Origin of the sequence: Maritimibacter sp. 55A14, from assembly GCF_003122205.1 — a bacterium.
In the GTDB taxonomy this organism is placed as follows: Bacteria; Pseudomonadota; Alphaproteobacteria; order Rhodobacterales; family Rhodobacteraceae; genus QEYE01.
Genome location: NZ_QEYE01000007.1, coordinates 144,293 through 163,035 on the forward strand (window position 1 = coordinate 144,293; position 18,743 = coordinate 163,035).

Genomic DNA, 18,743 nt, shown 5'->3' on the forward strand with positions numbered 1-18,743 from the left:
CTGCCTTACTCCGCCGCCTCCGCGGCGGGACAAAGCACGGCGCGGATCCTGTTATCGACGATATCGTCATGCTCGGCGATCACCACGAGGCGCCCGGTGCGGGCCTCCCCCGGCTTCAATGGACGGTCGTACTGATGACGGACGCGCGCGCCCACGGCCTGCACCAATAGGCGCATGGGTTTGCCCGCAACGCTGGCATAGCCCTTCACCCGCAGGATATTCTGGGTCTTGGCAAGCTCTTCGATGCGGGCGACCAGTTCTGCCGGATCGCTGATTTCGGGGATGTCGATGACCACGGATTCGAAGTCCTCGTGATCGTGGTCGTGCGGCTCGTCATGATGCGAGGGACGCGCGTCCATGTCGTCCTCCGCCGCCGCTTCGAGACCGAGGATCACGCGGGGATCGACAATGCCCTCCGCGACCTCGACGACAGGCAGGGGGCGCGGGGCAAGCCCCGCGATGATTGCCCTGGCCCTTGCCACGCCTTCCGATCCGGCGAGGTCGGGTTTGGTAAGCAGGATGATGTCCGCGCAGGATATCTGGTCTTCAAAGACCTCCGACAGCGGCGTTTCGTGGTCGATACTGTCATCGGCCCGGCGCTGCGCATCCACCGCCGCGACATTGGGCGCGAACCGGCCGGCGGCCACCGCCTCGGCATCGGCCAGCGCGATCACGCCATCGACGGTGATCCTCGACCGGATGTCCGGCCAGTCGAAAGCCTTCAGCAGCGGTTTCGGCAGGGCAAGGCCCGAGGTTTCTATCAGGATATGTTCGGGGCGCGGGTCGAGTGCCATCAGCGCCTCGATGGTGGGAATGAAGTCATCGGCCACGGTGCAGCAGATGCAGCCGTTTGCCAGTTCCATGATGTTCTCAGCCGGGCAGTCCGGAATCGCGCAGCTTCTCAGAATCTCGCCATCGACGCCCACATTGCCGAATTCGTTCACCACCACGGCAAGACGCTTGCCGCCGGGGTTGCGCATCAGGTGGGAGATCAGCGTGGTCTTTCCGGAGCCGAGAAAGCCGGTGATCACGGTGACGGGAAGTTTTGCCAGATCGGTCAAATCAGGCCTCCTTGGGTCGGGTTACGGGGGGAATGCGCGCCACGCAGTTGCGCTTGAAGTGATCGGGGCGCTCGCGCCACGGAATTATGCCATCCGTTGTGGCGTGATACTGCGCCGCGCCCTGAAGGATCATCCCGGAATGCGACACTTCATCGACATTCGCGAAGACATAGGTCCATTTCGCGTCGCCACCGCGCAGGGCGACGGTGCAGCCGTAATCGCAGTTCTGCAGACAGTCCACCGGGGTCAGTCGCACGCCGTCGGGCAGCCCGCGCGCGGCAATGCCGTCATAGAGCGCCTGTCCGGGACGGCGGTCATCCTCGCGGGTCTCGCATCCGCGCCGGCATTTGACGCAAACAAGAAGCTCTGTCGCGGGGCTGGCTCGCCCATTGACCACGTCGTTCAATTTCCTCGGTCCCACTTGTCATGGGACGCGGGTCTGATGGCGGAACGGACCCTGATCAAAGGCGCATTCCGACACCGGAACACCCCGTCCGGTCTCAAAATCCGTGGCTGGCAGGTCTCCCGGCTCACGAATCTCGGGCAGTGGGCCCGACGGTTGCTCTGCCTTCCCGGCCTGATGGCCAGTGGCGCTGAGCACCCTCATCGCTTACGGTCGCGGGGGCGGCTGTGCTTGACCACGCATCTTGCGGCTGCACATTCCCTTTTCACCTGTCTGGACAGGCACCAGCGTTTCAGCACATGGTCCAAAACCCGCGACCTTGTCAAGATAAAGGAGTGTTCCATGCGCGAGGACCAGAACGCCCGCCACACGGAGAAGATGAAGAAGATCAAGGCAGCGCGCGATCGGATGATGGCGACCAAATCCGGGGACAAGGGCCTGATCATCGTTCACACAGGGCCGGGCAAGGGCAAGTCGTCCAGCGGCTTCGGCATGATCCTGCGATGTATCGCCCACGGGATGCCCTGCGCGGTGGTGCAGTTCATCAAGGGCAACTGGATCACCGGCGAGGCCGAGTTGATCCGGGGTCGGTTCCAGCAGGAATGCCGGTTCTTCGTTTCGGGCGAGGGCTTCACCTGGGAAACGCAGGACCGTGAGCGTGATATCGCCGCCGCGCGGAAGGGCTGGGAGATCGCGAAGGAACAGATCCTCGACCCGGAAATCCGATTCGTCTTGCTGGACGAGATCAACATCGCGCTGCGTTACGATTATCTGGATATCGATGAGGTGGTGGAGTTCCTGTTGAACGAAAAGCCGGACATGACCCATGTCTGTCTGACGGGCCGTAATGCGAAACCGGAATTGATCGAAGCCGCCGATCTCGTGACCGAGATGACCCTGGTCAAACACCCGTTCCGTGACGGGGTGAAGGCCCAGAAGGGGGTGGAGTTCTGATGCCCCGCGGTTCTTCCGGCCCCGTATGGGTCCCGTGATCGGGGACCGGACATGACCCGTGCGCTGATGATCCAGGGAACCGGTTCCAACGTGGGCAAATCAATGCTCGTGGCGGGGCTCTGCCGCGCGGCGCGGCTGCGTGGGCTGTCGGTCGCACCGTTCAAGCCCCAGAACATGTCGAACAATGCGGCGGTGACAGCCGACGGCGCCGAGATTGGCCGCGCGCAGGCCTTGCAGGCGCGGGCCTGCGGATTGCCGCCGCAGGCAGACATGAACCCGGTTCTTCTGAAACCCGAAACCGATATCGGCGCGCAGGTGATCGTTCGGGGCAGGCGGCTGACCACTGCGAAGGCGCGGGAATATGCCAGCCTGAAACCGGCGCTGCTGGACGCGGTGCTCGGCAGTTTCCAGAATCTCAAGGCGCGCCACGACCTTGTCATCGTCGAAGGTGCAGGCAGCCCGGCCGAGGTGAATTTGCGCAAGGGCGACATCGCCAATATGGGCTTTGCCGAGGCGGCGGATGTGCCGGTCGTTCTGTGCGGCGATATCGACCGGGGCGGGGTGATCGCGCAGATCGTCGGCACGCAGTCGGTGTTGTCAAAAGCGGACGAGGCGCGGATCAAGGGCTTTGTCATCAACAAGTTCCGCGGTGATCCGTCGCTCTTCGACGAAGGCTACCGGATGATCGAGGATCGCACCGGCTGGCGCGGCTTCGGCGTGGCGCCGTGGTTCCCCGAGGCATGGCGCCTGCCCGCCGAGGACGCGCTGGACATGACGGCCAGCCCGTCCAGCGGCTCGTTTCACGTTGTCTGCCTGCGCCTGTCGCGTATCGCGAATTTCGACGACCTCGACCCTCTTTCGCAGGAACCGGGCCTGCGGGTGACCATGCTGCCGCCGGGACAGCCGATCCCGGCCGATGCCGGTCTGGTGATCCTGCCCGGATCGAAATCGACCCGTGGCGATCTGGAATTTCTTCGGCTGCAGGGCTGGGACATCGACCTGCTTGCGCATCACCGGCGCGGGGGGCGCGTGCTTGGCATTTGCGGCGGGTACCAGATGCTGGGGCGGGTCGTGGCCGATCCTGCGGGTATCGAAGGTCCGCCGGGCGAGACACCCGGTCTGGGACTGCTCGACATCCGAACCGAAATGGGCGGCGACAAGAGCTTGCGACAGGTTGCGGCGGTCCATGCGGATCTTGGCCTGCCCTTCACCGGCTACGAGATCCATATCGGGCGCTCGGACGGGGCGGACCGGGCACGGCCCTTCGCCCATGTGGATGGTGCGCCCGAAGGCGCGGTTTCCGCGGACGGGCGCGTGGCGGGCAGCTACCTGCACGGCATGTTCTCGGATGACGGATTCCGGCGGGCCTGGCTGCGGCGGATGGGGGTGGCGGCGTCCGACCTCGCATACGAAGCCACGGTCGAGACGACGCTGGATGCACTGGCCCGGCACCTCGAAACGCATCTCGACATTGCCGGGCTGCTATCGTTGGCCAGGTAGCGTTTATCCAGGCGCCGCGAAGGCTCGTTGCAACCGGCCCCAGCGGTCTGACGGGGGAAGGCCAAGCCGGATCCAGTGCCGCGAATAGGGGAAGCTGCGCGACCAGACGCGGTCCCGCGCCAGCGCGTCCTGCGCCGCCTGTGCATCCGGCGTGGCATACGTGCGGAATAGCGGCGTGCCGCCGATGATCCGCCACCCGGCGTCCTCGGCCAGGCGATCCATCCGCGCGGCGCCGTCGCGCAGCCGGGTCGTTGTGGCGGCCTGCCAATCGGTGTCGGTGAGCGCGGCCGAGGCGATCTCGATAGCGGGGCCGGAGACGGGCCATGGTCCGGCCAGGGCGGCCAGCCTGTCGGCGATCTGTCCGGTTGCCAGCGCAAAGCCCAGCCGCAGACCGGCGAGCCCGTAGAACTTTCCGAAGGACCGCAGGACGACGATGTTGCCGGACGCATCCGCCAGATGGGGCGCCATGGACAGTCCCGGTTCCGGGTCGGCAAAACTTTCGTCGACGATCAGCAACCCCACGCTCTGTGCCAGCGTCAACAGCGACTCCGGCGTTGTGCAGCGGCCATCGGGGTTGTTCGGATTGACCACCACGGCGAGATCCGAGCCGTGCAGCGCCGCCTCTGTCGCCGCCTCGTCGACCTGCCAGCCGCTTGCGCGCAGGGCGGCCGCATGTTCGTTGTAGGTGGGCGACAGGACGGCGGCCCGGCCCGGAGCACGCAGCCACGGCACGGTCTGGATCGCCCCTTGCGCGCCATTCGTCGGGATGATCCGCGCCTGCGTGTCATAGGCGATGCGGGCGGCGGCGATCAGACGGGCCATGTCGGTCTTGCGCGGCAGAATGGCCCAGGCCTCGTCCGGGATCGGGGGCACGCGGTAGGGGTCGGGGTTGATGCCGGTCGACAGGTCCAGCCAATCGGCATGCGTGCCGCCGAATCGCGCCATCGCCACGTCGAGGTTGCCCCCGTGATCCCGCTCTGTCGTCATCCGTGTCATTCCGCCGTTAGAGCAGCGCCAAAGCGCCGAGCGCAAGGGCGCAAAGAAACATCGCGCGTCGATAGAGCGACAGCGCACGGAACAAGTCCCGTGGCGCTGGGTCGGCGGCCCCGTCGTTCAGCCACGGTTCGTCCGAGACCCGGTCGCCATAGACGCGCGGGCCGGAAAGCCGGATGTCCAGCGCAGCGGCCATCGCGCTTTCGGGCCAGCCCGCATTGGGGGACCGGTGCTTGGCCGCGTCGCGTATCATCGCCTTCAACCCGCGCCCCACATGCCGTCCGGAGGCCAGTGCGAACAGCACACCGGTCAGGCGGGCGGGCACCCAGTTCACCACATCGTCGAGACGCGCGGCGACCTTGCCGAAGGCCTCGTAGCGGTCGGTGCGGTGACCGATCATCGAATCGAGCGTGTTCACGGCCTTGTAGGCCGCGATCCCCGGAAGACCCGCGACCACCCCCCAGAATACCGGAGCGATGATCCCGTCCGAGCTGTTTTCGGCCAGGCTTTCGGTGGCCGCGCGGGCAACGCCCGCGGTGTCCAGCCGCGCGGGATCCCGTCCTACGATCATCGAAACCGCGCGGCGTGCGCCGTGCAGATCGCCCCCGGCCAGCGCATGTGCAACCGCCGCCACATGATCGTGCATGGAGCGCAGCGCAATCAGGGGCCAGGCCAGTACAGCGCCGATCAGGCTGCCCGCGATGCTGTCCGGCAAAGCTGTCTGCAAGGCCAGCGCGGGCAGCACGGCAAGCAGGACGATCGCGCCCGTGGTCAGCGCGCCCGCGCAAAGCCGCACGTTGCGGCTGCCCCGGTTCAGATGGCATTCGAGGGCAGAGATCGCCTTGCCCAGCCATGTCACGGGATGGCCGATCCGGGCATGAAGCCGGTCCGGCCAGCCCAGACCGAGGTCGAGCGCCATGCCGGCCAGCATCATCAGGGCAAAGCTCATATCGACCCCGTGCGAAATGTCAGGACCTGGGTCAGGCCCGCCTCGGACAGCGCGTCGGCGCCGGTTGCGGGAAGGGCGCTGGGGGCAAAGATCAACCCCCGCGCCGAGCCGGTATGCGCCCGGAGCCATCCCAGCGCGCCAAGCGCACCCGCCAGGTCGGCCGTCGGATCAGCCGGGCCGCGCCGGGCGGTGCAGCGGCGGGCGGATTCGGTCGCGATTGCGGCGGCGCGCGGCAGATCGGCGGCCTCGGTCGCCTGTGCCCAGTCATCTGTGAGGTCGGTGATATCGTCGAAATCCATATCGGTGGGATCGGTGCGCCTCGGCTCCCCCCAGAACCCGCCAAGGATCTCGCAGCGGGGCGGCGGGGCGATGTCACGCAGGATGCGCCCCTCTCGCGAAGCCCATAGCAGCCGGTCGGGACGCTCGAACATAAGCGGGTCGCTCGCCCCTTCGATCGCAAGGCAGGCCGCCGCCAAAGTGTCCGGGGGGCCGCCAAATCCGCCTGCGCGTGCCATTGCGACCAGCGTCGCGGTCGAGCCGCCGGCACCCGCGCCCATCGGGAAGTTCCGCCGGGCACCCGGCAGCGCGCCAAGGCCGAGATGCCCCGCGAACCGGTCGAGTTGTGCCGGGGTGAAGGGCGGCGTGCCTTCGCCCGGTGCCTCGACGCTCAGCGGCGGACAACGCACCGTGACCAGCACGACGGGGCCGTCCGGGCCCAAGCGTCCTTGCAGCCACTCCCCGAAATGGCCCTCCACCTTCACGACCGGCGGGGGCATTCGCGGTTCACCTCGATCACCGAAAACGGGCCGTCCGCCCCGCAGCGCAGCCGGGTGACAGACAGGTTCGCCACCTCGAAGGCAAGCCCGGCATGGACGGTCCCGGTCACTTGGGCAACGGCCGCACGGACCACACCCGCATGGACCACCAGCGCAAGTGGCCGACCCAGCCCGCAGGCGGTTAGGGCATGTTCGGACAAGGCCGGTGCGACACGGGCGCAGAGATCGGAAAAGCTTTCGCCGCCTGGCGGTGTCCAGTCGGACAGGGTCCGGGCATCCATCGGCCCGAGATCGGGCAGCCGGTCGTGGGGAAGGCCGTCATGGGCACCGAAATCCTGTTCCCACAACCGGGGGTCGTGGGTCTGGTCGTGGTCGGGCCAAAGGGCGTCGGCGGTCTGCCGGCAGCGCAGGGCGGGGCTGGTGACGACCCGGCCGACAACAGGCAGCGCATCGCGCAACGGGATTATGGCCTCGGGATCGATCCGCGCCGCCACATCCCTTTGTCCGCATAGCCGTCCGGGTTCGGCAATCGGGGCATGTCGGATCAGGATGAGTTCCCCGGACTGTGGCGCGTCTTTCCCCAAGATGTCGGCTTTCAGCTTTCCTTTTTGCGTCGAAAGTGCTTTCCCACGCCGCAATGGAAAAGTCGATACTCTTCACTGGCGGGTCGCGGTCCGGCAAGTCGGCGCTGGCGGAACGCAGGGCGCTCCGACCCTGCGGGCGGGCGATCTATATCGCCACAGCGCAGGTCCATGACGGCGATGACGAGATGGCCGAAAGGGTCGCCGCCCACCGCGCGCGGCGGGGGGGGGCGTGGCAGACCATCCACGCGCCGATGGACCTGTGCGGTGCGCTGGACGACAGCAATGGCGACCTGCCCCGGCTGGTGGATTGTCTGACGCTTTGGCTGACCAACCTGATGTTGGCCGGGATGGACTGGCGGGCCGAGACCGCCGCGCTGGTCGAAACCATCGGCCGCCAGCGGGCTTGCGTGATTCTCGTCACGAACGAAGTGGGCTCGGGGATCGTCCCGGAAAACCGGCTGGCGCGGGATTTCCGCGATGCGGCCGGCTGGATGAACCAGGCCGTTGCCGAAGCCTGCGACGAGGTCTGGCTTGCGGTGGCGGGCCACCCGATGAGGGTGAAACCGAATGACCATTCTTTCTGAGATCGCAACCCTGGACGCGGCCGCGTCCCTCGTGGACGCGTTGCCCGTGGCGGATGCCGATGCGGCGCGCGCGGCGACCGACCGCCAGAACAGCCTGACCAAGCCGCCCAAGGCGCTTGGCCGCCTGGAGGAGCTGGCGATCTTCATGGCGTCGTGGCAGGGCACCGGGCGGCCTTCGATCAGCAAGGCCCAGGCGCTGGTCTTTGCCGGAAATCACGGTGTCTGTGCGCAGGGTGTGAACCCTTTCCCGCAGCAGGTCACCGCGCAGATGGTGGCCAATTTCGAGACCGGCGGCGCGGCGATCAACCAGCTTTGCCGGGTCTCCGGCGCCGAGCTCACGGTGATTGCGCTGGACCTCGACCGTCCCACGGCGGACATCACCGAAGCCGCCGCGATGGACGAAGCCGAAACCCTCGCGGCGATGCGCCGCGGGGCCGAGGCGGTGCCGGGCGACGCGCAGGTGCTGATCCTGGGTGAGATGGGGATCGGCAACTCGACCGTCGCGGCGGCGCTGGCCTGCGCGGCCTTCGGCGGCGCGACGGCGGGATGGATCGGGCGCGGAACCGGTTCGGACGAAGCCGGGGTGGCACGCAAGACCGACGCGGTGCGCCGTGCCTGCGCACGGCATGAAAACACGCGCGGACTGGGCATGCTGGCCGCGCTTGGCGGGCGTGAGCAGGCCGCGATCTGCGGCGCGGTGATCGAGGCGAGGGCGCGGCGCATTCCGGTGATCCTGGACGGATTCATCTGCACCGCCGCCACCGCGCCGCTCTTCGCCGCCGACCCGCGTTTCCTCGATCATTGCCTTGTGGGCCATGTCAGCTGCGAACCGGGCCATGCGAAGCTGCTGGCGGCACTGGACAAGGCTCCTATCCTGTCGCTTGACATGGCGCTCGGGGAAGGATCGGGGGCGGCCCTGGCGCTCGGGGTGCTGAGGGCGGCGCTGGAATGCCATAACGGCATGGCCACCTTTGCCGAGGCCGGGGTGTCGGACGGATGAAGGCGCTTCGAGCCCGGATGCAGGAAGCCCGGCTTGCCGTGATGCTGCTGACGCGCCTTCCTGCGGGCCGGATCAGGGGCGAAGGCCCCGCATTGAATGCCGCCCGCTGGGCATTCGTCCTGGTGGGCGTGCCGGTCGGACTGATCGGCTGGGGCGCCCATGCAGGGGCGCTGGCGCTTGGCGCCGCGCCGCTGATGGCGGCGATGCTGGCGATTTCCGCGTTGGCGCTGGTCACCGGCGCACTGCATTTCGACGGGTTGGCGGATTTCGCCGACGGGATCGGTGGCGGCCGCGACAAGGCGCATTGCCTGGAGATCATGCGCGACAGCCGGATCGGCAGCTATGGCGCGCTGGCGATGATCCTCGTGACCGGACTATGGGCCGCTGCGCTGACCGATCTTGCGGCCCGTGCAGGCGCGGGCTGGTTCGTCGCCGTGGCAATGCTCAGCCGCGCCGCCATGGTCTGCCTGCAAGAAGCCCTGCCCGCCGCCCGCGCGGACGGGCTGGGCAAATTTGCGGAAGGGCGCAGTTGGGCGGCCCGATCCGTGGTTATTCTGACCGTGCTGGCCATCGCGACACTCGGCGGGCTGGCTGGCATTTCGGCGATCCTGGCCTCGGCCATCGTGGCGCTGGCCATAGGTGCCTTGGCCATGCGCCGGATCGGCGGACAGACCGGCGACGTGCTTGGGGCGGCCCAGCTTGCGTCCGAAACCGCGTGCTGGGCCGTTCTCGCGGTGCTGCTGCCGGTCTGAGCCATCAATCCTCGGCGGGGGACCAGTGTTCTTCCATGATCAGGCTCTCCAGCGAGAGCCGCTGCCGCCACCCGCGCGCCGCCAGTTCCGGCTTGTCGAACAGTTCCTCGACATGGCCGAGGCAGAGATAGGCAACGATTTCCACATGGTCGGGAATGCCCAGAATTGTGCGGAGATCCTCGGCGCGGAAGATACTGACCCAGCCAACGCCCACACCCTCCGCCCGCGCGGCCAGCCAGAGGTTCTGGACCGCGCAGACCGTGGAGTAGAGATCCATGTCACGGTTATGCGTGCGCCCCAGCACGACCTTGCCGCCGCGGGTCCGGTCGCAGGTAACGGCGATGTTCAGGGGAGCCTTCGTGATACCTTCGAGTTTTAGCGCGCGGTAGTCGGCCTGCCGGTCCGGCGGGAACATGGCGGCGGCTTCCTCATTTGCCGTGGCAAAGGCATCTCGGATCTGTGCGCGCCGGGTCTCGTCGCGGATCAGGATGAAATTCCACGGCTGCATGAACCCCACCGACGGCGCGGCATGAGCCGCCCGGAGGATGCGCAGCAGCAGGTCCGGCGCGATGGGGTCCGGCAGGAATTCGTTCCGCACATCGCGCCGCGCGGCGATGATGTCATAGAGGGCCTGACGTTCGGCTGGAGAGAAGGCGCGCGCCGGCTTGGGCTCGGTGGATTGCTGCATGTTTGGTCTCCGCAAATGACAACGGTATCGCAAGGTCCAGTTGCGATACCCATGTCGTCAGGCCGGTCTTCTGGCTTGGGTTTCTCCCGGGCGGACGCCTTCCCGGGAAACCCCAGTGGCTTTGGTCCGGCCAGTCCCCCATACAGCGGCGGGCCCGCGCCGGTTTCTCACCGGCTTCCCGATTCTCCCCTCGCGGGGCACCTGACATGAATCGGTATGAAGACTGATCGAAGCAAACGCAACAGGAACTCCCACGGCAGGAACGTAACGCGGGGCAATAGAACGTTGGCCTGTCCGTCCTTCTGCTCAGCGCTTCGATGACCGCGCGCTATCGCATCGCCGCGTTGAACAGCTACATGGCGCCCGGCAGGATCGACTGCCTATCAGAAGCCGCAGCACGATAATCCGCAGTATTGGCGGCCATGGCTAGCCTATTGTCTGCTCTTATTTCATTATGTATATCCTTATTCAGCGCCACGATGCGCTCCATAGCCAAAGATTGCTTACCCTGACCGGTCTGGTCTCCAGATCGGCCAACCCCAGACGAGGCAGAGCTCATGACCGTGGCATTCAAGGACGTCAAAGCCGACCTGCTCGACCAGATTGCGCGCGGGGCGCTGCGTCCGGGCAGCCTGATGCCGAACGAAACCGATCTGGCCGAAAGCTACGGCTGTGCCCGCGCCACGGTGAACCGGGCGATGCGCGAACTGGCCGACGAAGGCATCATCGAGCGCAAGCGCAAGGCCGGCACACGGGTCCGAATGGCGCCGATCCGGCAGGCGCGGTTCGCAATCCCCATCGTCCGCGACGAGATCGAGGCGCTCGGCGCCAAGTATCGCTATGCCCTGGTCGGCCGCGATGTGCTGCCGGTTCCCGACTGGCTGCGCGGCCGGCTGGGGCTGCAGAGGGGGCAGGATGTGCTGCACCTCGTTTGCATGCACTATGCCGACGGCGTTCCCTATCAGCACGAGGATCGCTGGATCAATCCCGAGGTGGTGCCGAATGTCCTGAAGGCGGATTTCACGGCCTCCGGTCCGAACGAATGGCTGGTCTCGGAGATCCCGTTTTCCGATGCCGAGATCTCCTTCATGGCGGTCGAGGCGGAGAACGGCCTGGCCGAACATCTCGGCTGCGGCGAAGGCGCCGCCCTGTTCCGCATCGAGCGGACCACCTGGCTTCAGGACCGCGCGATCACGCTGGTGCAGCTCACCTACCGGCGCGGACACCGGATGACGACCCGCTACTGACGCCGCCCCAAGCTGGGACAGGGCAAAAACAAAGTCCCGACACGGAAGGGCTCAGAGGATGCCGGGCAGGTTCAGCCCGTTTTCGCGCGCGCAGTCCAGCGCAATCTCGTAGCCCGCATCGGCATGGCGCATGACGCCGGTGGCCGGATCGTTCCACAGCACGTTGGCGATGCGGCGGTCGGCATCCTCGGTCCCGTCGCAGCAAATCACCATGCCGGAATGCTGGGAGAAGCCCATGCCGACCCCGCCGCCGTGGTGCAGGCTCACCCAGGTGGCCCCGCTGGCGGTGTTCAGAAGCGCATTCAGAAGCGGCCAGTCGCTCACGGCGTCGCTGCCGTCCTTCATCGCCTCGGTCTCGCGGTTGGGCGACGCGACCGAACCGCTGTCGAGGTGGTCGCGGCCGATCACCACCGGCGCGGACAACTCGCCCTTGCGGACCATCTCGTTGAAGGCGAGCCCCAGCTTGTGCCGCACGCCGAGGCCCACCCAGCAGATCCGCGCCGGCAGGCCCTGAAAGCTGATCCGCGCCCGCGCCATGTCGAGCCAGTTGTGCAGATGCGGGTCGTCCACCAGCTCCCTCACCTTGGCGTCGGTCCTGTAGATGTCCTCCGGGTCTCCCGACAGCGCGCACCAGCGGAACGGGCCGATGCCACGGCAGAACAGCGGGCGGATATAGGCGGGTACGAAACCAGGGAAGGCAAAGGCGTCTTCCAGCCCCTCCTCCAGCGCCACCTGCCGGATATTGTTGCCGTAATCCAGCGTCGGTATCCCGGCATTCCAGAAATCGACCATGGCGGCCACGTGGACCTTTATCGAGGCGCGGGCGGCCTTTTCCACCGCCTTGGGGTCGCTCTCCTGCCTCTCGCGCCATTCCGCCACGCTCCAGCCCTGGGGAAGGTAGCCGTGGATCGGGTCATGGGCGCTGGTCTGGTCGGTGACGATATCCGGCTTCACGCCGCGCTTGGCCAGTTCGGGGAAGACATCCGCCGCATTGCCGATCAGCGCCACGGATTTCGCCTCGCCCGCCTTCGTCCAGCGGTCGATCATCGCCAACGCATCGTCGAGAGAATGGGTCTTTTCATCGACATAGCCCGTGCGCAGGCGGAAATCGGCGCGGGTCTCGTCGCATTCCACGGCGAGGCAGCAAGCCCCCGCCATGACCGCGGCCAGCGGCTGCGCACCGCCCATCCCGCCAAGCCCGGCCGTCAGGATCCAGCGGCCCGCGAGGTCGCCGTCGTAATGCTGGCGACCGGCCTCGACAAAGGTCTCGTAGGTGCCCTGAACGATGCCCTGGCTGCCGATATAGATCCACGATCCGGCGGTCATCTGGCCGTACATGGCCAGCCCTTTCCTGTCGAGTTCGTTGAAATGGTCCCAGGTCGCCCAATGCGGCACGAGGTTGGAATTGGCGATCAGCACGCGCGGCGCGTCCCTGTGGGTGCGGAAGACGCCCACGGGCTTGCCGGATTGCACCAGGAGCGTCTGGTCGTCCTCCAGTTCCCTGAGGCTGGCGACGATCTTGTCGAAATCGTTCCACGTCCGCGCGGCCCGGCCGATGCCGCCATATACAACCAACTCATGCGGGTTCTCGGCAACGTCGGGATGAAGGTTGTTCATCAGCATCCGCATGGGCGCTTCGGTCAGCCAGCTCTTGGCGGTTATCTCCGGCCCGGTCGGGGGATAGATGTCGCGGAGGTTGTGGCGGGGATCGGTCATCTTGTGCCTCCAAGTCTCGGGGCCAGCGCGGCCAGGGATTGCAGAATGTCGGAAAGCCGGGAGCGCAGCCTTTCGGCCTTCTTCGCGTCGTAGCGCCACGGCGCCGCTTCCTTCGTCAGATAGGTGGATTGCGCCAGTTCCATCTGGATGGCGTGCAGCCCTTCGTTGGGGCGGCCATAATGGCGCGTGGTCCAGCCGCCCTTGAAGCGGCCGTTGAGGATCGAGGAATAGCCCTCCGCCCCCTCGCAGATTTCCAGCGTCGCGGCCTCGATCTCCGGCGCGCAGGTCGCGCCGCCATTGGTGCCGATGTTGAAATCCGGCAGGGTGCCCTCGAAGAGGAACGGGATATGCGAGCGGATCGAATGGCAATCATAGAGGATCGCCACGCCGTGCCGGGCGCGCACCCGCTCCAGCTCGGCCCCGAGCGCCGCGTGATAGGGCGCGTGAAATGCCAGGCGGCGGTTCTCGATTTCGGCCCCGGAGGGCGGCGCGTCCCAGATCGGCGCGCCGTCGAAATCGGTCAGCGGCACCAGCCCGGTGGTGTTCTGGCCGGGGTAAAGGCTCACCCCACCGGGGTCGCGGTTGGCGTCGATCACGTAGCGATGAAAGGTGGCGCGCACCGTGGTCGCGCCCGGCAGGAGCCCGTCATAGAGGGTGTGGATGTGCCAGTCGGTATCGTCCAGCCCCTGCCCCCTTGCGTTCAACCGGGCGCGGATATCGTCCGGCAGCCAGGTGCCGGTATGGGGCAGGCCCAGCACCACCGGGCCGTCGCCACGGGTGATCTCGACCGGGGTCATGCGGCAAGCTCCGGCATGGTGCCGCCGGCGGTCCGTGTCACCTCGCCGGTCCGCACAAGGGCGGCCGCCGCTTCCAGGTCCGGGGCCATGTAGCGATCCTCGGCCAGCGTCGGGATCGTGTCGCGCAGCCGCGCCAGCACCCGCGCCAGCGGTGCGCTCGTGGTCAGCGGCGCGCGAAATTCGATCCCTTGCGCGGCGCAGAGCAGCTCGACCCCGAGGATGCGTTCCAGGTTGCTGACCATCCGGCCCAGCCGCACCGCGCCGTGGGCGGCCATGCTGACATGGTCCTCCTGGTTGGCGGAGGTGGGGGTGCTGTCGGTCACACAGGGGTTGGCGAGGTGCTTGTTCTCGCTCATCAGCGCCGCTGTTGTCACCTCGGCGATCATCAGGCCGGAATTCAGGCCCGGATCGGGCGTCAGGAAGGGTGGCAGGTCGAAGCTCAGCGTCGGGTCGACGATCAGGGCGATGCGCCGCTGCGCGATCGAGCCGATTTCGGCCACGGCCAGCGCGATCATGTCGGCGGCGAAGCCCACGGGTTCCGCATGGAAGTTTCCGCCCGAGACGATCAGGCCGGCATCGGCAAGCACCAGGGGATTGTCGGTAGCGGCATTGGCCTCGATCCGAAGGGTGCGCGCCGCCATGCGCTGCATGTCCATCGCCGCCCCCGTCACCTGCGGCTGGCAGCGGATGCAATAGGGGTCCTGCACCCGGGTGTCGCCCTCACGGTGGCTTTCACGGATCTCGGAACCCTTCAGCAACGCCCGCATTGTCGCGGCGGCGTCGATCTGCCCGGCATGGCCGCGCAAGGCGTGGATTTCCGGCTGAAGCGGCGCGGTTGACCCCATGATCGCGTCCGTGGACATCGAAGACGTCACCAGCGCGGCGTGCATCGCACGCCAAGCATCGAACAGCCCGGCCAGCGCGAAAGCGGTGGAGAATTGCGTGCCGTTGATCAGCGCCAGCCCCTCCTTTGCCCCCAGCTCCACCGGCGTGAGCCCGGCCCGCCGCAGCGCCTCCGCCCCCGGCATGGTCTCGCCCTCGAAGACGGCCTCCGCATTGCCGATCATCACCGCCGCCATATGCGCCAGGGGGGCCAGGTCGCCCGAGGCCCCGACCGATCCCTGCTGCGGGATCACCGGCGTCACGCCACGGGCAAGCATCCCTTCGATCAGCGCGATGAGTTCCATCCGCACGCCCGACGCGCCACGCCCGAGGCTCAGGAGTTTTAGCGCCATCATCAACCGAGCATGGGCCCGCGGGATGGGATGGCCCACGCCGCAGCAATGCGACAGGATCAGGTTGCGCTGCAACGTGGCGGTGTCGCGGGGCGCGATCTTGACGCTGGCCAGCTTGCCGAAGCCGGTGTTCACGCCGTAAACCGCCGTGTCGCCCTTCGCGGCGGCATCGATCCGGCCCTGTGCCTGTTTGACCGCCGCGTGGCAGGACGGGTCAAGGCGGACCGCGGCTTCCTCGTGATAGACCCGCGCCAGATCGGCCAGGGTCGCCTCGCCCGGTGTAAGTGTCAGCGTGGTCATTCCAATGCTCCGAAAATGCGAGTGTGAAGCGGGTTGAACCCGATGCGATAGGACAGCTCGGCGGGATGCTCGATATCCCAGACCGCCAGCTCAGCGCGCTGCCCGGCGGCGATGGTGCCCACGTCCGAAAGCCCCAGCGCGCGGGCCGCGTTGACGGTCACGCCGCGCAGTGCCTCTTCGGGGGTCAGGCGGAACAGGGTGCAGCCCATGTTCATCGTCAGAAGCAGCGAGGTCAGCGGCGAGGAGCCCGGATTGGCATCGGTCGCCAGGGCGATGGGCACGCCGTGGTCGCGCAGGGCGGCAACCGGCGGCACCTGCGTCTCGCGCAGGGTATAGAAGGCACCCGGCAACAGGACCGCTGCGGTACCGGCCTGTGCCATGGCCTTCACGCCGTCCTCGTCGAGATATTCGATATGGTCGGCCGACAGCGCCCCGTACCCCGCCGCCATAGCCGCGCCGCCGAGGTTGGAGAGCTGTTCGGCATGCAGCTTGACCGGCAGGCCGAGCGCCGCCGCCACGTCGAAGACACGGGCGATCTGGGCCGGCGAGAAGGCGATGCCCTCGCAGAACCCGTCCACCGCATCGACCAGCCCTTCCGCGTGCGCGGCCCGCAGCGCCGGGATGCAGATCGTGTCGATATAGGCGTCGTCGCGGCCCTTGTATTCCGGTGGCACCGCATGCGCGCCCAGGAAAGAGGTCTTCACCCGCACCGCCCGGTTCGCCATGACGGCCCGCGCCACCCTCAGCATCCGCAACTCGGTCTCGATATCCAGCCCGTAGCCCGACTTGATCTCCAGCGTGGTCACCCCTTCGGCGATCAGCGCATCGGCGCGGCGCAGGGCATCCGACAGCAGGGCATCCTCGGAGGCGCCCCGCGTGGCCGAGACGGTCGAGACGATGCCACCCCCGGCGCGCGCCACCTCTTCATAGCTGGCGCCCTTCAGCCGCATCTCGAATTCCGCCGCGCGGTTGCCGCCATGCACCAGATGCGTGTGGCAATCGATCAGCCCCGGCGTCACCAGCCGGCCGCCCAGGTCGTGCCGCTCACCATCGCGCAGATCCTGCGGCAGTTCGGCAAGCGGCCCGGCCCAGCGGATCGTCCCGCCGTCCAGCGCGATCGCCGCATCCCCGATCAGCCCGTAAGGGTCCGCGTCCTGCGTCAGGGTCGCCGCGGTCAGGTTGGTCAGCAGTTGGGGCGGGGCGTTCATTGATGGGGTCTCCTTCAACAATCTGCTTTTCTCGTACAGATGACTCGTTTATATGTCTAGACATAACATGATTAACCGCGAGAGAAAGCCCGTGATACATGCAAGACAGGCCCTGTTGGCAGAGGGCTGGGCACAGAACGTCCGGCTGACGGTAACGGATGGCCGGATCACCGGTATCCACCCGAATTCCGGCGCGGAGCCGGGCGATGTGACGGTGGACACGCTGCTGCCCTCGCTTGGCAATCTGCACAGCCACGCGTTCCAGCGCGCAATGGCGGGCATGACGGAGTACCGGCAGCCCGGACGTGACAGTTTCTGGACCTGGCGGACGCTGATGTATCGTTTCATGGACCGGCTGACGGCCGACCACATTCAGGCCATCGCCGCGCAGGTCTATGTCGAGATGCTGGAATCGGGCTATGCCAGCGTCGGTGAGTTCCACTATGTCCACCACCAGCCCGGCGGCCGACCCTATGAAAACCTCGCCGAGCTGTCCAACCGGATCTTCGCCGCCGCGAGCGAGACCGGCATCGGCCTGACCCATCTGCCAGTGCTCTACACCTATGGCGGGGCTGGACGGGCTGACGCCACCGAGGGGCAGAGGCGTTTTTGCAACAGCGTTGACGGCTTCTCCAGGCTTGTCGAGGCCGCCGCCGCGGGCCTGCTGTCGCTGCCGTCCGATGCCCGCATCGGCATAGCCCCGCATTCGCTGCGCGCTACCGCGCCGGAAGACCTGGACCGGGTGGTCGCCGCGCACGGGCATGGGCCGATTCACATCCACATTGCCGAACAACCCAAGGAAATAGCGGACATCCAGGATTGGCTGGGCGCGCGGCCGGTGGAATGGCTTCTGAACAACACGGAGGTGGACAGGCGCTGGTGCCTGATCCACGCCACCCACATGACCGGGGCCGAAACCCGTGCCCTCGCGGCCTCGAACGCGGTTGCGGGCCTTTGTCCGATCACCGAAGCCAACCTGGGGGATGGCCCCTTCAACGGGCCGGATTACGTCGCGGCGGGTGGCCGGTTCGGCCTCGGTTCCGATTCCAACGTCAACATCTCGTTGACCGAGGAACTCCGGACGCTGGAATACGCGCAGCGTTTGCGGGACACCGGCCGAAACGTGATGGTCGCGGGCGAAGGGTCTGTCGGCGCGTTCCTTTACACCGCAGCGGCGCAAGGCGGCGCACAGGCGCTCGATCGCGATGCGGGCGAGATCGCCGAGGGCAAACTGGGCGACCTCGTCGCAATCGACAGCGCCGCCCCCGCCCTATGCGCCCTTACCCGCGAACAGCTTCTGGATGGGCTCGTTTTCGCGGCCAAGGACGATGTCGTCACCGATGTCTGGTCTGCCGGACGCCACATGGTGCAGGGGGGGCGGCATGTCTCGCGAGACATGATTTTCGGGACGTACCGGAAAGCGATGCGAGACCTGATGAGCGGGGCGAGTTTGTAAGCGGATACCCCAATGCCCAATCGGTGCAAGAGACGTTCGGCGGGTCGCTCGCCAGGCGCATGCCCCAGATGACTGGCAATCTGTGCCACTCGCGAAATGCGCGAGTGAACGGAGGTGCAATCGTGGGGTCTTGATCGGAAAATGTGCCGCGGCGACAGCCAGAAGACGAACATCGCCAGCGCCAAACGCGTAACTCCACCCAGACAGCTTCACCGTGAGCAGGGAAGTCCTGAAACCGCCGACGCCTCCACCCGTGGCGTCGTCGCGAATGCAATCCGCAGTCTGGGCAGATGCCTCTTGGAGCCAGCGTGCCTGACACAACCCACCCGCCCAACTCAGTTAGGCCAACGCGATGGACCGATATATCGCTGCCTCAGGGCCTGATTATGGCTGCGCCAGTTCGTGCGCTCCGGCCCCTGTTCCGGGGGCAATTCCGGTTCGGCCATGTGCCGCAATTGATCCAGAGCAATGCGGTCTTGGCGCATAAGCATATGCTGGAAACCGGAGATCGGTGATAGAGTGAGAGCAAGGGCTTTCGAC

Annotated in this window: 18 protein-coding genes, 1 pseudogene and 2 riboswitches; of the genes and pseudogenes, 7 read left to right on the top strand and 12 right to left on the bottom strand. The window is 66.9% G+C overall.

What is annotated here, in order from left to right; all coding sequences use genetic code 11:
* Window positions 1-5 precede the first annotated feature (5 nt).
* Both cobW and DDZ14_RS07915 read right to left on the bottom strand, forming a co-directional pair.
* Complete coding sequence (gene cobW, locus DDZ14_RS07910; protein ID WP_109424417.1) at window positions 6-1,061, bottom strand: cobalamin biosynthesis protein CobW; 1,056 nt, start codon at window positions 1,059-1,061, stop codon at window positions 6-8.
* A gap of 1 nt (window position 1,062) precedes the next feature.
* Window positions 1,063-1,458, bottom strand: a complete 396-nt coding sequence (locus tag DDZ14_RS07915) for a DUF1636 domain-containing protein (protein WP_109424450.1) — start codon at window positions 1,456-1,458, stop codon at window positions 1,063-1,065.
* Window positions 1,459-1,558: 100 nt separating this feature from the next.
* Window positions 1,559-1,768, bottom strand: a riboswitch (cobalamin riboswitch).
* 38 nt (window positions 1,769-1,806) lie between these two features.
* On the opposite strand from DDZ14_RS07915, the gene cobO reads away from it, so the two are divergent.
* Both cobO and DDZ14_RS07925 read left to right on the top strand, forming a co-directional pair.
* A complete protein-coding gene (gene cobO / locus DDZ14_RS07920) occupies window positions 1,807-2,418 on the top strand; it encodes a cob(I)yrinic acid a,c-diamide adenosyltransferase (protein WP_109424418.1) in 612 nt (203 codons plus the stop codon).
* A 51-nt stretch (window positions 2,419-2,469) separates the two neighbouring features.
* Window positions 2,470-3,918: a cobyric acid synthase gene (locus tag DDZ14_RS07925; protein WP_109424419.1), complete on the top strand. Its 1,449-nt coding sequence runs from the start codon at window positions 2,470-2,472 to the stop codon at window positions 3,916-3,918.
* A 3-nt stretch (window positions 3,919-3,921) separates the two neighbouring features.
* Here DDZ14_RS07925 and cobD read toward each other — a convergent pair whose 3' ends face one another.
* From cobD to DDZ14_RS07945, 4 genes are read right to left on the bottom strand one after another with little or no spacing between them, the layout of a single operon-like run.
* Window positions 3,922-4,905: a threonine-phosphate decarboxylase CobD gene (gene cobD, locus DDZ14_RS07930; RefSeq protein WP_109424420.1), complete on the bottom strand. Its 984-nt coding sequence runs from the start codon at window positions 4,903-4,905 to the stop codon at window positions 3,922-3,924.
* A gap of 16 nt (window positions 4,906-4,921) precedes the next feature.
* Complete coding sequence (gene cbiB / locus DDZ14_RS07935) at window positions 4,922-5,860, bottom strand: adenosylcobinamide-phosphate synthase CbiB (RefSeq protein WP_109424421.1); 939 nt, start codon at window positions 5,858-5,860, stop codon at window positions 4,922-4,924.
* Complete coding sequence (locus tag DDZ14_RS07940; protein ID WP_109424422.1) at window positions 5,857-6,636, bottom strand: propanediol utilization protein; 780 nt, start codon at window positions 6,634-6,636, stop codon at window positions 5,857-5,859. Before DDZ14_RS07940 ends, cbiB begins: the two co-directional genes overlap by 4 nt.
* Window positions 6,618-7,130: a histidine phosphatase family protein gene (locus DDZ14_RS07945; protein WP_233252524.1), complete on the bottom strand. Its 513-nt coding sequence runs from the start codon at window positions 7,128-7,130 to the stop codon at window positions 6,618-6,620. Before DDZ14_RS07945 ends, DDZ14_RS07940 begins: the two co-directional genes overlap by 19 nt.
* Window positions 7,131-7,273: 143 nt before the next feature.
* Between DDZ14_RS07945 and cobU the strand changes: the two genes are divergently transcribed.
* From cobU to DDZ14_RS07960, 3 genes are read left to right on the top strand one after another with little or no spacing between them, the layout of a single operon-like run.
* Window positions 7,274-7,804, top strand: coding sequence for a bifunctional adenosylcobinamide kinase/adenosylcobinamide-phosphate guanylyltransferase (gene cobU, locus DDZ14_RS07950; RefSeq protein WP_109424423.1), 531 nt, complete (start codon window positions 7,274-7,276; stop codon window positions 7,802-7,804).
* A complete protein-coding gene (gene cobT / locus DDZ14_RS07955) occupies window positions 7,788-8,804 on the top strand; it encodes a nicotinate-nucleotide--dimethylbenzimidazole phosphoribosyltransferase (protein WP_109424424.1) in 1,017 nt (338 codons plus the stop codon). The genes cobU and cobT overlap by 17 nt, the downstream gene beginning before the upstream one ends.
* Window positions 8,801-9,556, top strand: coding sequence for an adenosylcobinamide-GDP ribazoletransferase (locus tag DDZ14_RS07960; RefSeq protein ID WP_109424425.1), 756 nt, complete (start codon window positions 8,801-8,803; stop codon window positions 9,554-9,556). The genes cobT and DDZ14_RS07960 overlap by 4 nt, the downstream gene beginning before the upstream one ends.
* 4 nt (window positions 9,557-9,560) lie before the next feature.
* Here DDZ14_RS07960 and bluB read toward each other — a convergent pair whose 3' ends face one another.
* Window positions 9,561-10,244: a 5,6-dimethylbenzimidazole synthase gene (gene bluB, locus DDZ14_RS07965; RefSeq protein WP_109424426.1), complete on the bottom strand. Its 684-nt coding sequence runs from the start codon at window positions 10,242-10,244 to the stop codon at window positions 9,561-9,563.
* A gap of 42 nt (window positions 10,245-10,286) precedes the next feature.
* Window positions 10,287-10,464, bottom strand: a riboswitch (cobalamin riboswitch).
* A gap of 337 nt (window positions 10,465-10,801) precedes the next feature.
* Between bluB and DDZ14_RS07970 the strand changes: the two genes are divergently transcribed.
* Window positions 10,802-11,491 carry a GntR family transcriptional regulator gene (locus DDZ14_RS07970; protein ID WP_109424427.1) on the top strand — a complete coding sequence of 230 codons (690 nt, stop codon included), beginning with the start codon at window positions 10,802-10,804 and terminating at the stop codon, window positions 11,489-11,491.
* 51 nt (window positions 11,492-11,542) lie between these two features.
* Here the strand turns inward: DDZ14_RS07970 and hutU are convergent, their stop codons facing one another.
* From hutU to hutI, 4 genes are read right to left on the bottom strand one after another with little or no spacing between them, the layout of a single operon-like run.
* Window positions 11,543-13,207: a urocanate hydratase gene (hutU, locus tag DDZ14_RS07975; protein WP_109424428.1), complete on the bottom strand. Its 1,665-nt coding sequence runs from the start codon at window positions 13,205-13,207 to the stop codon at window positions 11,543-11,545.
* The gene (hutG, locus tag DDZ14_RS07980) at window positions 13,204-14,004 is read right to left on the bottom strand and encodes an N-formylglutamate deformylase (RefSeq protein ID WP_109424429.1); all 801 of its coding nucleotides are present in this window, start codon (window positions 14,002-14,004) and stop codon (window positions 13,204-13,206) included. The genes hutU and hutG overlap by 4 nt, the downstream gene beginning before the upstream one ends.
* Window positions 14,001-15,539, bottom strand: a complete 1,539-nt coding sequence (gene hutH / locus DDZ14_RS07985) for a histidine ammonia-lyase (protein WP_109424430.1) — start codon at window positions 15,537-15,539, stop codon at window positions 14,001-14,003. Before hutH ends, hutG begins: the two co-directional genes overlap by 4 nt.
* Complete coding sequence (gene hutI / locus DDZ14_RS07990; protein ID WP_109424431.1) at window positions 15,536-16,747, bottom strand: imidazolonepropionase; 1,212 nt, start codon at window positions 16,745-16,747, stop codon at window positions 15,536-15,538. Before hutI ends, hutH begins: the two co-directional genes overlap by 4 nt.
* Before the next feature lie 67 nt (window positions 16,748-16,814).
* Between hutI and DDZ14_RS07995 the strand changes: the two genes are divergently transcribed.
* The gene (locus DDZ14_RS07995; RefSeq protein ID WP_109424432.1) at window positions 16,815-18,203 is read left to right on the top strand and encodes a formimidoylglutamate deiminase; all 1,389 of its coding nucleotides are present in this window, start codon (window positions 16,815-16,817) and stop codon (window positions 18,201-18,203) included.
* Window positions 18,204-18,378: 175 nt separating this feature from the next.
* Here DDZ14_RS07995 and DDZ14_RS20255 read toward each other — a convergent pair.
* Window positions 18,379-18,522: pseudogene (locus tag DDZ14_RS20255) on the bottom strand (transposase family protein); the annotation flags it as partial.
* Window positions 18,523-18,743: the final 221 nt, after the last annotated feature.